Here is a 14,658-nt window from a genome sequence, read left to right as displayed (position 1 = left end):
TATGCTAATATATTGGTTTTTCTGGTTTTTTTTATCAGTATTTTCAATTTTGAGTAATAATAAAGTATTGTCAAAAAAAATATTCTTTTTAACAATACTTATTATTTATATTTTTGTAGGTTTTAGATTTGAAGTTGGTGTTGATAGGGATGATTATTTATTATTGTATCAACATATAGGAGGTTTATCTCTGAAAGAGGCTTTATTTTATAATGATCCAGGTTATGCTTTTGTAAATTATGTTGGAAACTATTTTAACTTTAAAGATATGATCTTTGTAAATAGTGTGTGTGCTGCAATTTTTATTTATACTTTTTATAAGTTTTCTAAAAAATTTCAATATTTTTGGGTTCCTCTTTTTGTTAGTTATACTTATTTAGTTGTTGTGGTTTCTATGAATTACATTAGGCAATCAGTAAGTATTTCATTGTTACTTATGGGGTTGTATTTTTTAATTAATAATAAGACTTATAAATTTTTATTTTTATTATTACTGGCAACCTTGTTTCATAAAACAGCAATTATTTTTATTGTTTTTTTTCCAGTTTTTTACTTCAAAAATTGGAAAATTGGAAAATTGATTTTTGCAACATATACTTTAGTTTCATTAATTTTTATTACATATATTTTATATTTGGCATCAGTAAATGATGCAAATATTTATGTTTCTGGAAATGATGTTTCATCAAGTGGAGCTGTTTTTAGGGCTCTTTTTCATTTGGTTCCAGTTGGTTTATATTTGTATTTTAGAAAATTTTTTGAAAATGAATATAAAGGCAATATTTATATATTGGATTATATGGTCGTTTTGGTTGTATATTGTTTTGCCTTGGCGTTTGTTTTTTCGACATTATCAGATCGATTTAATCTGTACTTATCTTTTTTTGATATTTTAATTTATGCCAAAGTTTGTGAAATATTAAGTTTGAAAAAAAGAAATTTTCTAAACCTTTATCTATTTATATTTTTTTCTTTTACTTTTTTTATATGGCTAAACTTTGGTAGTTGGGCTGATTATGGCTGGATACCATATCAAAATTATATTATTAATTTCTTATCAAATTCTTTTTAATGATGGAGGTTTTTTTGAATAAGATTATTTTAATTGGCACTACCGCCGATAGTATTACAGGGTTTAGGTCCGACTTAATAAAAAAAATGGTACTTTATGGGTATGAAGTTTTTGCTTTTACTTGTGAGTATAACGACAAACAATTAGAGGAAATATCAATATTAGGAGCAACACCTGTAACTTATAAAATGAGTCGCGGAGGACTGAATCCATTCTCTGATATACAGTCATTACTTAGCTTAAAATCAGAAATTGAAAAAATTAATCCAGACTTAGTACTTTCATACTTTACCAAACCAGTCGTTTATGGATCTTTAGCGTCAAAATTATGTAAGACACCAAAAATAATTGGTATGATAGAAGGATTAGGTACCCCATTTACTGAACATCAAAATGGCCAGTCATTAAAAGTTAAATTGATTAAAATTTTTCAAATCACCCTTTATCGCATAGTTTTTCCATTTATTGATAAAATTATTTTTTTAAATAGTGATGACCCTCATGATTTGATATATACAAATAAAATAAAACATAAAAGTAACTCAATTAATATCCTAGGGCCGATTGGTCTTAATTTAAATGATTATCCTTATAAAAAATGGGATGAATCTTCAAATATTTCATTTATTTTTATTGCTCGGTTAATAGCTGAAAAAGGAATTTTTGATTTTGTTGAAGCTGCTAAAATTGTTAGAAAAAAGCATAAAGGTATAAAATTTACAATCATTGGTGGTTTAGATATAGAAAATCCATTTGGGTTGTCCAAAAACCAACTAGATGAACTAATTGCTTCAGGATTGATTGATTACCCAGGTTTTGTAACCGATGTTGCCAAACGCATACAAGATAGTGCAGTTTTTGTTTTACCATCTTATTATCGTGAAGGTGTACCACGGAGTACGCAAGAAGCAATGGCAATAGGGCGTCCTGTGATTACGACAGATGTTCCTGGTTGTCGTGAAACTGTTGAGGATAGTGTGAATGGTTTTCTTGTCCCTAAGTGGAATCCAGAAGCTTTGGCAGAAAAAATGTGTTACTTTATAGAGAACCCTGAGCAAGTGAATATAATGGGGTTGAAGAGTTATCAAATAGCTCAAGAAAAATTTGATGCTGAAAAAGTGAATTCCAAACTTATAGAGATCATGGGTTTAAAAGATCTAAATGAAAAGATTAATTGATATTTTTATTGCTTCAATAGCACTTATTTTACTTTCGCCAATTTTTTTAATTGTGGCATATAAAGTACGTAAGAACTTAGGCTCTCCCATTTTTTTCTATCAAGAGCGTCCAGGCAAAAACGGTAAACTTTTTAAAATGATGAAGTTCCGTTCTATGAAGGACGCTAATGATACGAATGGTAATCCATTACCTGATGAACAACGTATCACACCTTTTGGGCAAAAATTACGTTCAACAAGTTTGGATGAAATGCCACAACTGATTAATGTGTTAAAAGGTGATATGAGTGTGGTTGGTCCACGACCAATGCTAAAAGAATTTGTTGAACTTTATTCACCTGAACAAGCACGTCGTTTAGAAGTCCGCCCAGGTATGACAGGATTAGCTCAAATTAGTGGACGTAATGAACTTGATTATGAAGAACGTTTTAAATGTGATGTTTGGTATGTAGACCATCATAATGTATTTGTAGACTTTAAAATTATGTTTAAGACAGTTTCTGTAATGACAAATCGAGAGGGTGTTAATGCTCCAGGTCATGTAGGTCCTTCCCTATTTAAGGGGAATGATACACAAACTAAAAATGATGAAGTAAAATCTTAAAAATTGAGTTGAAGTTGTAAAATCATGATCAAAAAAGCCATTCTTCCTGTTGCTGGACTAGGGACACGTTTCTTACCTGCAAGTAAATCAATCCCTAAAGAAATGGTGACTGTTGTAGATCGTCCTGCAATTGAGTATGTTGTCAAAGAAGCTGTAGCTGCTGGAATTGAACAAATCATTTTAGTGACACATTCTTCAAAAGCATCCATAGAAAATTATTTTGATCGTAATTTTGAACTGGAAACAACCTTAGAAAATAAGAAAAAATTTGATCTACTTAAAGAAATTACTGAAATTTTACCAAAACATGTCAGTGTGGTGAGTGTCCGTCAACCTCAGCCATTGGGTTTAGGGCATGCTGTTTTATGTGCGAAATCAGTAATTGGAAATGATGACTTTGCTGTGTTATTACCAGATGTTTTAGTGAAAGAAAAAAGTACAGAAAATGATTTAGCGAGAATGATTCATCGTTTTAATACATCTAAAGCTTCGCAGATTATGGTAGAGGCGGTTCCTGATCATCTTGTGGATCAATATGGTATTGTGGATGTTGCATCTTCACCTGTTGAGGGTGAAAGTATCGTGATGAAAGGTATTATAGAGAAGCCTGCAGTCGGTAGTGCACCTTCAAATTTATCTGTAGTGGGTCGTTATGTACTGCCTGCTAAAATTATGCAATTATTAGAACAGACACCTAAAGGTGCGGGTAATGAAATCCAATTGACGGATGCCATTGCTGCATTACAAAAATTGGAAAAAGTCGAAGCTTATCGTATGAAAGGTCAGACTTTCGACTGTGGTAGTAAAATTGGTTATTTAAAAGCAGTATTACACTATGCTGTGGAGCATCCTAAATTGGGTGAAGAATTTAAATTGCTCATCAAAGAATTGAATTTATAATAATTGGATCTGATATGAATATTTGTGTATTTGGCACAACACTCCAAGCTGGCGTACTCGCTGGCTTGTTTGCTGAATATGGACACCACGTGTATTGGTGTCCCCGAGTAGGCGCTGATCATCAATCCTCAGTACACTACCAAGATGAAGATTTAAATCAACTCATTCAAAAACAGATTAAGAACAATTCAATTCAATTGGTCGGGTTAAAACAACTTCAATTACAAAGTGAAGTTTTTTTATTCAGTTTTAATCCTTCTGAATTTGATCAAGCCAAACACTTGGCTGAAGAATTAAAACGTTCTCCTATTATTCATCCAAGACTGATGATCAATGGTTCTACATTCGGTTTACAAGGTACTGAAGAACTAAAACAAATTTTAGTGGCTGATCATTGGGCTTATTTGCCAGACACCATTCAAGAAGGCAATGCGATTCATAGTTTTATCGATCTAAAGCAAGTGATTGTTGGTGTGGATCACTCCGCGACACAACAGATTATCAAAGAATTATTAAGGCCTTTTTTTCAGTTAAAACATCAATATCTGTTTATGCCATTTTTAGATGCTGAATTTACCAAATTGAGTATTTCTGGCATGTTGGCAACACGCATCAGTTATATGAATGATATGGCGCAAGTCGCTGAAAAATTAAATATTGATATCCATAATGTTAAACAGGGATTAGCATCTGATAGTCGAATTGGCGCATCATATTTATCTGCAGGTGTCGGTTTTGGTGGGGAAAACTTCTCTCATGATATTTTAACCTTAACAGGTACAGTGGCGGGTTCAGGGATCAAAAGCCAATTGCTGGATCAGGTTTGGAATATCAATGAACAACAAAAAGAAATTTTATTTAGAAAACTGTGGAATTACTATCAAGGACAGTTAACAGGTAAAGTTGTGGCGATTTGGGGTGCTTCATTTAAAGAAAATACCTCGAGTATTGAGAATTCACCGATTCATGCCATGCTTGCAGCACTTTGGGCACAAGGCGCGATTGTTCAATTGCACGACCCACAAGCCTTAGAGCGGGTAGCCAATTTCTATGGCGAACGCGCTGATTTGATTTTATGTCACGATCAATACCGAGCAGTAGAAAATGCACATGCATTGTGTTTATTGACGGCTTGGAAGCAATATTGGAGTCCTGATTATCCACAACTTTTACAGAAAATGGCTCATCCTTTGGTTCTCGATGGTCGTAATATGTTAGATCCAGATTTCGTCAAAGCACAAGGTTTTGCTTATCAGGGTGTAGGGCGAGTATGACAAATTCTATATCAGACAATGGCCAAAGAGAGCAGCATTTAGCACGATTGCAAAATCTTGCTACAGAACAACAGCAATGGCGTTTAACTGATTTATTTGAACAAGATCCACAGCGTTTTGACAAGTTCTCAGTGCATTTTAATCAACTGAGTTTTGATTATAGTAAACATCGCATTGACCAAAATGCATGTGATGCCTTGTTTAAATTTGCAGATTCAAAACAATTAACGCAATGGATCAAACGTTTATTTACCGAAGAATCGATCAATTATACGGAAGATCGAGCAGCAATGCATTGGGCATTGCGCTTACCGAAGCATGATCAAGATTACCCTGAACTGGCTGAATTGGTACATCAACAATTAGATCGAATGTATCAGCTTGTTGACAAAGTCCATGCAGGACAATGTCGTGGTTCGACAGGTGAAGTGATTCAAGATGTGGTCAATATCGGGGTGGGCGGTTCTGACTTGGGACCATTGATGGTGAGTCATGCTTTATCAGATTATAAAGTCAGTACCGCTAAACCATTAAAAGTACATTTTGTTTCAACTATGGATGGTAGTCAGCTTTCTGATTTACTACATCAATTACGCCCTGAAACTACCTTATTTATTATTTCGTCCAAGTCTTTTGGAACCATTGATACTTTATCCAATGCTCAAACAGTTCGTCAGTGGTTAGAAAAAGATTTGGGTACGCAAAACAGTGTGATCCAACATCATTTTATTGGGGTTTCTACCAAGCCTGAGAAAATGACAGAATGGGGAATCGCACCAGAAAACCAGTTCTTACTTTGGGATTGGGTCGGTGGTCGTTACTCGTTGTGGTCATGTATTGGTTTACCAATTGCATTGCAGATCGGTGTTGATGGGTTTAAACAATTGCTCGCAGGCGCTTATGCAATTGATCAGCATTTCCAAAAAGCCTCATTTGAACAAAATGTTCCAGTACTGATGGGGTTACTTGGAGTCTGGAATAATAATTTTTTAAATATTCAGACCCATGCGGTATTGCCCTATGATGGTCGTTTAAAATATTTTGCTTCTTATTTACAACAACTTGAGATGGAATCGAATGGAAAGTCGATTCAAAGAAATAATGAAAAAGTTGATTTAAAAACCTGCCCAATTGTCTGGGGCGAAGTGGGCCCAAATGCGCAACATGCTTTTTATCAGCTCTTGCATCAAGGAACCCATGCAGTCAGTTGTGATTTTATTGCGCCAGTGCAGCGTTATAATTCGAATCAATTTACTTATGCTGAAAGTGCAGAATCCTTAATTGAGCAGCATCATTTGGCTTTATCCAATTGCTTGGCCCAGTCGCGATTATTGGCTTTTGGTAACACAGCATTAAATGCCAATGAATTATCAGGCTTACCTGTATATAAACAATATGAAGGCAATCAACCAAGCTCAACGCTATTGTTGCAAGAACTAAGCCCTTATAGTTTAGGGATGCTGATTGCATTGTATGAACATAAAGTGTTTGTACAATCTGTCATTTGGAATATTAATCCATTTGATCAATGGGGGGTGGAAAAAGGCAAAGAAATTGCCAATCAATTACTCCCTATCCTCAATGGTAAAGAAAAAGACGTGTCTCAACTGGATGCTTCAACACAAGGTTTAATTAAGATCTTGCTGGGTAAAGAGTAGATATACTGGAAAAATTTATGGCAAATATTTTAGTAACAGGTGGTGCTGGTTATATTGGATCACATACCTGTGTGGAGTTACTTGAGGCTGGGCATGAGGTTATTGTTCTAGACAATCTATCAAATAGCTCTGAAGAATCATTAAAACGTGTCCAAGAATTGACTGGAAAAACACTGAAATTTGTTCAAGGTGACATTCGTTATCAAAATGATTTAGATCAAGTTTTTTCAAACAATAAAATTGATGCTGTGATTCATTTTGCAGGTTTAAAAGCAGTGGGGGAAAGCCAACAAATTCCACTGACTTACTTTGATCATAATATTGCGGGATCTGTACAGTTAGCACAAGCGATGCAAAGAGCGGGTGTCTTTAATTTAGTTTTTAGCTCGTCTGCAACTGTATATGATGAAGCGAATATTTCACCTTTAGATGAAAATATGCCAACAGGTATGCCTTCAAATAACTATGGTTATACCAAGTTAATTGTTGAGCAATTGTTGGAAAAGCTATCAATTGCGGATGAGCGTTGGTCGATTGCACTCTTGCGTTATTTTAATCCTGTTGGTGCGCATAAGAGTGGTCGTATTGGTGAAGACCCACAAGGTATTCCAAATAATTTAATGCCTTATGTCACTCAAGTTGCTGTTGGGCGTCGTGATAAACTTTCGATTTATGGTGATGATTACGACACTGTAGATGGTACAGGGGTACGTGACTATATCCATGTGGTTGATTTAGCCAATGCGCATTTATGTGCTTTAAACAACCGTTTAGCTGCTCAAGGTTGCCGTGCTTGGAACATTGGTACAGGAAATGGTTCATCTGTACTTGAAGTGAAGAACACTTTCGAACAGGTAAATGGGGTTTCTGTTGCATATGAAATTGCACCGCGTCGTTCGGGAGATGTAGCAACCTCATTTGCAAATAATGTACGTGCAATTAAAGAATTAGGTTGGACGCCAAAATATACTTTGGAAGATATGTTGGCAGATAGTTGGAATTGGCAAAAGCAAAATCCAACAGGCTATCAAGCATAAATTTAACTGTAAAAATAGGCGCATTAAGCGCCTATTTTTTATCGCCATTTAAAACTAACCCTGAATCAACTGAGTTAACTCATCTACATAGTCTTGCATTGGTTTTGGATTTTTATCTGTACGGCTTTCAATATTTAAGCGTAATAAGGGTTCCGTATTGGATGCACGAACATTTAAACGCCATGCACCAAAATCAAGGCTAACACCATCTGTTTGATCAATTGCAGGGTTTAAATCGGCAAAATGATCGAAGATTTTTTGAATGGTTTTCTGCGTATCTTCAACTTTAAAGTTGATTTCACCACTGCACGGGAAACGTTCAATCATCCCTTCGACCAGACTTGATAACGATTGTTGAGTTTCTGATACCACTAAAATCGCCAATAACCAAGGGATCATTCCGCTGTCACAGTAAGCAAAATCACGGAAATAGTGATGTGCACTCATCTCTCCGCCATAAGCTGCATTGTGTTCACGCATCACATCTTTAATAAAAGCATGCCCAGATTTAGATTGAACGGCAATACCATTATATTGCTCAATGATATCCAGTGTATTCCAGACTAGGCGAGGATCATGTACGATTTTTTCACCGGCTTGTTTTAACAAGAAGGCTTGGGCTAATAACCCGACTATATAATAGCCTTCAATAAATTGACCTTTTTCGTCAAATAAGAAACAACGGTCAAAGTCACCATCCCACGCAATTCCCATATCCGCATGGTGTATTAAAACTGCATTGCGGGTGCTATCTCGATTTTCCACCAAGATTGGATTAGGAATACCATTTGGGAAAGTACCATCTGGATGATTATGGATTTTAATAAACTCTACTGGGATATTGAGCGCTTTGAATTTTTCTTCGATTGCGTCAACAACATGACCCGCTGCACCATTGCCCGCATTCATCACCAGTTTAAGCGGGCGGATTTTGCTTGGATCAATATAGGTGAGTAGGTGTTCAATAAATTCAGGGAGGATATTATATTTTTGGGTTGAGCCTTTTTTCTCAACTTCAATGAACTGTTCCGATTCAGCCAACGATTGGATATCTTTTAGTCCTGTATCTGCACTGATTGGTCGAGCATTTTCACGAACCAATTTCATACCATTGTAATCCATCGGGTTATGGCTTGCTGTGATTTCAATACCACCCTGAACATCGAGATGAAAAGCAGCAAAGTAAACTTCTTCAGTTCCCGTCATGCCAAGATCAAGAACATCTACCCCAGCATCATTTAAACCACGAATCGTTGCTTGTTTTAACGCTTCGCTGGTTAAACGGATATCGCAACCAATGACAACAGTTTTGGGTTGATAGATTTGACCATAAGCACGGCCTACTTTATAAGCGATTTCTTCATTTAGCTCTGTGCCAAGTTTGCCTCGAATATCATAGGCTTTGAAACAAGTCAGTTTATTCATGTTCATCTTTATATTGTTTAAGGTTGGCTGGTAGTGAAACATCATTTTAACCTTAAAGTGTATAAGAAATTATATTGGAAGATGTAAATTTAGTTTGAAGTACACAATTGAATACGTTTCTCTTGCATCAAGCTTTTTTAATAATCTATTGGATCATCAATGATAATTTGCACATTGTGGATTTACAGCTTTTGAGATGATCTATGTGGAATTTTGCAATTCATGTGATAATTATCACATTTTTTGCTGTTAGTATTTGAATTTAAAATATTTTATTAAAGAAATTTAACTTTAAAAAGTAAAAATAAGCATTTGATTAGGTTTTATAGTGTGTAGAATAGAAATGAGGTAGGGAAATAATTCAAAATAATTCAATACCGATAATTAAAAGCTTTTCTAGGTGCCATTCGCGAATGTTAATAGCAAAAAAGCCCACTATATTGTTAAAAAGTTTGAGTGCTGTGAGTTTATTGGTTCTATTGCAGAACAATGGTTATACACAAGAAACAAGCTACTTAAAAAATATCAAAGAAGGTGTGACAGGGTTTATAAAACCCAAGGATGATCAGTCATTTAGAACTGTCCAACTCAAGGATTTGACCGATTTTAAATATCAACCCGATGCACATATAGGCAATCAGAATCAACTCCCTGTTGTAAAGCCATATACTGGACAAAAGGCTTCGCTCAATAATTTATATTTAGAACAAGCGCAAACACAAACAACCCATGCGTATTCAAGCCAAGGGAAAATCTTAAGTCTTGAAGATGCGATTCAGATTGCAGTAAAAAGAAACCCCAATATTGCTCAAACAATTTCAACATTGGCAGGACAAAATGCCAATATTGACGTGGCAAAAGCGCAATATTACCCACAGTTAAAAGCGGGTATGAATACAGGTGATTTTACATCCAACGATAAAGGTCGCCAATTGTATTCAGTTGAAGCCAACCAACTGCTTTATGATTTTGGTAAAGTAAAATCCAGTGTCACCACGCAACAAAATAAATTGGCAGTTGAGCAAGCCAATGTATTAATCAGTATTGATGATATCTCGACCCAAACCGCACGAGATATTTTATCCTTACTGCGCTATCGCAATATTATCAAAATAGCGCAAGATCAATTTAATGGGGTTAGTCGTTTACATGAGATTGCACGCTTAAGAGCAGACGCAGGAATTAGTAGCAATGCCGATCCTGTGCAAGCACAAAGCTATGTTGAGTATGCACGTTCCTACTTAATTACTCAGCAAAACTTTTTAAAACAACAAGAACAAAAATTACGCACATTATTGGGTTTTGATGTGAGTCAAATGGATTTTAATATTCCTGATGAGTTTGTAAAACAATCAGGTCTTTATGATGACCCTGAAATGAATACCATTCCTACAATGATCGCAGCAAAAGCAGAGATTGATGTTGCGCAGAGTCAGAAAAAACAAACCCAATTGAGTGCTTATCCAACGATTTCATTGGTGGGATCAGTCAGTAAAGCATTGAATGGTCAAAATCCAAATACTGGTTTAGAAAATGATACCGATGGTTCTGTTGGCGTGCAGATGTCCAGTAATTTTTATCAAGGTGGTGCACTGGGATCTCAAGTCAAGGCTGCAAATTTTGCTGAACAGGCTGCACGTGCAAAGTTGAATGCAACTTACCTAGATATTATGGATCAAACACAAATTGCACGAGAAAGTATTGAAAACACGGATAAGCAAATTTGGGTTCTATTGGATCGGGAGCGCTCAACAGCAAAAACCCGTGAGCTGTATGAAGAACAATATAAATTAGGCAAGCGTTCGATCTTAGATTTATTAAGTTCAGAACAATCCTATCAAAGTTCAAGAATAGAAAGGGAAGCGGCACGCTTTGATATCTATGACACGATCGCGGTGTATATCAAGGTAACCGGCAAAAGTAGAAATGCTTATCATTTAAATAACATTCAAATTCAGGGGTTTGAAGTTCAACCATGAATACAAAAACATTAAATTATCAACCCTGGTTACAAGCGATCATTACGGTTGCGCAGCATTATCGGATGCAACCTGCTGAAGAACAAATTCGTCTGCAATTGGATTGGAATAAATACACAAATATTGACGACATGTTGTCCATTATTACCCGTCAAGTGGGTTTGAATGTTCGCAAAGCAGACTTTAGCACGGATGTACTGAATCCATGGCGATTGCCCGTTGTTGTTGAATTTAACAATGGTCAAGTTGCAGTTATCGAGAAAGTCGACAATGAGGGCAATGCAAGCTTACAGTTAAGTGGTGATCAAGGTCTTTCACAAACTTTTAATTTGCATGAACTTCAAGCCAATGCCAGTCGTGTTTATATTTTTCGACCAGAAACATCGATTCCCGATGCACGTGTTGATGAATATATCAAACCTTATGAAAAAAGCTGGTTTTGGGACATCGTTTTAAAAGATTGGAAACGTTATACCGACATCATGGTAGCTTCAATGATTGCCAATATTCTGGCATTGGCGACCATTATTTTCTCTATGCAAGTCTATGACCGAGTTGTGCCATCTCAGTCTATTCCAACCTTGTGGGTACTCGCGGGTGGGGTGTTGATTGCAGCTGTTTTTGAGTTTGTGTTGCGCATCGCACGGGTTTATTTGTCAGACATTATTGGTAAGCGTGCAGATCTCAAGATTTCAGACCGCGTTTTTGGTCATGCACTGCGGATCCGTAATAAAGATCGTGCCCGTTCAACAGGTTCGTTTATCTCACAGATTCGAGAACTTGAAGGCGTTCGTGAATTGGTGACCTCAACAACGATCAGTGCAATTGCTGACTTACCGTTTTTCTTCCTGTTTTTAGCGATCTTCTGGATTATCGGGGGCAACATCTTTTGGGTGATGTTACTGGTCGTGCCATTGATGATTATTCCCGGATTTTTGGTACAGAAAAAGTTGGCTCAGTTGGCGACTGAAGGGATGCGTGAGTCTGCGATTCGCAACGCGATTTTGGTCGAAGCAGTTCAAGGTATTGAGGATATTAAGTTATTACGTGCTGAAGCCAGATTTCAAAATCAATGGAATCATATGAATGAAGTGTCTGCTGATGTCAGTATGCGGCAACGTAAAATTGTGGGTTGGTTAAATGCTTGGACACAAAAAATTCAAGGACTGACTTATGCAATTGTGGTTTTAGTGGGTTGTTTTGCGGTGATGAAAGGCGATATGACCACGGGGGCTTTAGTGGCATGTTCGATTTTATCTTCACGTATGCTTGCACCGATTTCACAAGTTACAGGTGTACTCGGTCGTTGGCAGCAAGCCAAAGTGGCTAAAAATGGTTTAGATGAGCTGATGCAAAAGCCAGTAGACCGTCCTGATCGGGCACAATTGATTCAGCGTAAAGTCCTCTCCGGTGATTATGATTTTAAAGGTGTGGTATTTAAATATACCGAAGATGATCCACGCCCAACTTTAGTCATTCCACAGTTAAAAATCCATGCAGGTGAAAAAGTTGCAATTCTTGGACGCAATGGCGCAGGAAAATCCAGCTTATTACAATTACTTTCAGGAATGCAATTGCCAGTACAAGGCAAGATCAGTTTGGATGGTGTCGATCAATCTTTGCTTGATCCCGATGATATTCGCCGTGATATGGCATTACTAAATCAAAATGCACATTTGTTTTTTGGGACCATCCGTGAAAATTTAACTTTGGGTGCACCATTGGCAAGTAATGATGAAATTATCCGTGCATTACAAATCACCAATGCTTTAGAAATCGTGGAACAAAAAAAGGAAGGTCTGGATCATCTTATTCTTGAAGGAGGGGTAGGATTCTCTGGAGGGCAGAAACAAGCATTGTTACTCACACGGTTATTGCTCCGAAATCCAAATATTGTGTTGTTGGATGAACCAACTGCTTCGATTGATGATGTTTCTGAAAAAGTATTGATACAGCATTTAAAAGAATGGCTAGGTCATCGGACCTTAGTGGTGGCGACGCATCGTCCTGCTGTTTTGCAACTTGTTGATCGTATTATCGTTGTGCATGAAGGGAAGATTATCAAAGATGGGCCGCGTGATGCCATTCTAAATCCTGCACAGCAAGCAAATGCAGGAGGGAGTTCAACATGAGCCAAGAAAAAAATGACCAAAATATCACAGTGCAAGAGACTGAACCTGCTCAAGTTGATCATGCATCCAATATTTTACAGCGGCCAACCAATCCCTCTGCGTTAAAGTTTTCAGAACCACCGTTACCCAAATCTACATTTATTATTTGGATTGTTGCCATCGGTCTGCTGGCTTTCTTGATTTGGGCTTGTGTATTCAAGTTGGAAGAAGTTTCTACAGGAACAGGTAAAGTTGTTCCATCATCCAAAGAGCAGACGATTCAATCTTTAGATGGTGGTGTGTTGACCAGCTTGGATGTTAAAGAGGGAGATATTATTCAAAAGGGGCAGACGCTTGCGCAAATAGACCCTACTCGATTTGAGTCACAAGTCGGTGAAAGCCAAATGAAATTACTTGCGACATTGGCTACAGCAGCACGTTTAGAGGCTGAGGTGAATGGTACCGCAATCAAGTTTCCAAAACAGGTTTTGGCCGTTCCTGCTTTGGTGAGAGAGGAAAGTGCATTATATACTTCGCGTCGCGCAAATTTGGATGAGTCGATTACTGGTTTAAAGCACGCATTGTCTTTGGTTCAAAATGAATTGCAAATGACACAACCTTTGGTGGCGAAAGGTGCTGCTTCTGAGGTTGAAGTCCTACGTTTAAAACGAGATATCAATAATTTTGAAAATCAAATTAACGACAAGCGGAATGACTATTATGTAAAGTCACGTGAAGAATTGGCACGAGCCAATGCCGATATTCAATCATTACAGCAAGTTGTTGCTGGTCGTAATGATTCGGTGAAACGCTCTACTTTTAAAGCACCTGTACGTGGTGTGGTAAAAGAAATTGCGGTGACAACTATTGGTGGGGTTATTCCACAAAATGGTAAATTGATGACCATTGTACCGATTGATGAGCAGTTATTGATTGAAGCGCGTATTTCGCCACGAGATATTGCGTTTATTCATCCGGGCCAACCTGCATTGGTAAAAATCACAGCATATGATTATTCAATTTATGGTGGCTTAGAAGGGAAAGTAACGGTGATTTCTCCTGATACCATCCGCGATGAAGTTAAACAAGATCAGTTCTACTATCGAGTCTATATTCGGACCGATAAAGATAAATTGACCAATAAGGCGGGAAAATCTTTCTCAATAACACCAGGTATGGTGGCAACGGTAGATATTCGGACCGGTCAAAAAACAATTATTGAATACTTGTTGAAACCGTTTAATAAAGCCAAAGAAGCGTTAAGAGAGCGATAATTGTATCGTGTGGTGATTATTTTAAAAACCAATCTTCGGATTGGTTTTTTTGTGTTTTTATAGTTTTGTGATCAACATGCTGATTGAGTGAATACAGCATAAAGTGTGTAAGTATATGCTGATGATTTATAAATCAATAATGCAAA

11 protein-coding genes are annotated in these 14,658 nt (G+C 36.8%); 10 read left to right on the top strand and 1 reads right to left on the bottom strand.

The annotated features are described in order from the left end of the window. The first annotated feature begins 1 nt into the window (after position 1). The 7 genes from MTO68_RS22510 to galE are packed head-to-tail and all read left to right on the top strand — an operon-like array spanning position 2 to position 7,723. Positions 2-1,072 (top strand): EpsG family protein, encoded by a 1,071-nt coding sequence (locus tag MTO68_RS22510; RefSeq protein ID WP_244014440.1) that lies wholly within the window; start codon positions 2-4, stop codon positions 1,070-1,072. Further along, the gene (locus MTO68_RS22505) at positions 1,072-2,250 is read left to right on the top strand and encodes a glycosyltransferase family 4 protein (protein WP_244014438.1); all 1,179 of its coding nucleotides are present in this window, start codon (positions 1,072-1,074) and stop codon (positions 2,248-2,250) included. Before MTO68_RS22510 ends, MTO68_RS22505 begins: the two co-directional genes overlap by 1 nt. Then, entirely contained in the window at positions 2,234-2,854 is a 621-nt protein-coding gene (locus MTO68_RS22500) for a sugar transferase (RefSeq protein ID WP_151956344.1), read from the top strand. The genes MTO68_RS22505 and MTO68_RS22500 overlap by 17 nt, the downstream gene beginning before the upstream one ends. Before the next feature lie 24 nt (positions 2,855-2,878). Continuing rightward, on the top strand, positions 2,879-3,754 hold the full coding sequence (gene galU / locus MTO68_RS22495) for a UTP--glucose-1-phosphate uridylyltransferase GalU (RefSeq protein ID WP_004723496.1): 876 nt from the start codon (positions 2,879-2,881) through the stop codon (positions 3,752-3,754). 14 nt (positions 3,755-3,768) lie between these two features. Further along, positions 3,769-5,028 carry a nucleotide sugar dehydrogenase gene (locus MTO68_RS22490; protein ID WP_244014436.1) on the top strand — a complete coding sequence of 420 codons (1,260 nt, stop codon included), beginning with the start codon at positions 3,769-3,771 and terminating at the stop codon, positions 5,026-5,028. Continuing rightward, a complete protein-coding gene (gene pgi / locus MTO68_RS22485) occupies positions 5,025-6,686 on the top strand; it encodes a glucose-6-phosphate isomerase (protein ID WP_244014434.1) in 1,662 nt (553 codons plus the stop codon). Before MTO68_RS22490 ends, pgi begins: the two co-directional genes overlap by 4 nt. A 17-nt stretch (positions 6,687-6,703) precedes the next feature. Next, positions 6,704-7,723, top strand: coding sequence for a UDP-glucose 4-epimerase GalE (galE, locus tag MTO68_RS22480; protein WP_154129772.1), 1,020 nt, complete (start codon positions 6,704-6,706; stop codon positions 7,721-7,723). 54 nt (positions 7,724-7,777) lie between these two features. Here the strand turns inward: galE and MTO68_RS22475 are convergent, their stop codons facing one another. Continuing rightward, positions 7,778-9,148 (bottom strand): phosphomannomutase CpsG, encoded by a 1,371-nt coding sequence (locus tag MTO68_RS22475; protein WP_244014432.1) that lies wholly within the window; start codon positions 9,146-9,148, stop codon positions 7,778-7,780. A 413-nt stretch (positions 9,149-9,561) separates the two neighbouring features. Here MTO68_RS22475 and MTO68_RS22470 point away from each other — a divergent pair, with 413 nt between their 5' ends. Genes MTO68_RS22470 through MTO68_RS22460 form a run of 3 tightly spaced genes read left to right on the top strand, consistent with a single transcriptional unit; the run spans position 9,562 to position 14,512 of the window. Beyond that, complete coding sequence (locus tag MTO68_RS22470; RefSeq protein ID WP_244014430.1) at positions 9,562-11,127, top strand: TolC family protein; 1,566 nt, start codon at positions 9,562-9,564, stop codon at positions 11,125-11,127. Beyond that, positions 11,124-13,259 (top strand): type I secretion system permease/ATPase, encoded by a 2,136-nt coding sequence (locus tag MTO68_RS22465; RefSeq protein ID WP_105714203.1) that lies wholly within the window; start codon positions 11,124-11,126, stop codon positions 13,257-13,259. The genes MTO68_RS22470 and MTO68_RS22465 overlap by 4 nt, the downstream gene beginning before the upstream one ends. Then, positions 13,256-14,512: an HlyD family type I secretion periplasmic adaptor subunit gene (locus MTO68_RS22460; protein WP_244014428.1), complete on the top strand. Its 1,257-nt coding sequence runs from the start codon at positions 13,256-13,258 to the stop codon at positions 14,510-14,512. The genes MTO68_RS22465 and MTO68_RS22460 overlap by 4 nt, the downstream gene beginning before the upstream one ends. The last annotated feature ends 146 nt before the right edge of the window (positions 14,513-14,658 follow it).

It is taken from the genome of Acinetobacter sp. NyZ410, from assembly GCF_022828975.1.
GTDB lineage: Bacteria > Pseudomonadota > Gammaproteobacteria > Pseudomonadales > Moraxellaceae > Acinetobacter > Acinetobacter guillouiae.
Note: the sequence above shows the minus strand (reverse complement) of the source record. Positions and strands in the feature narration are given on the sequence as shown.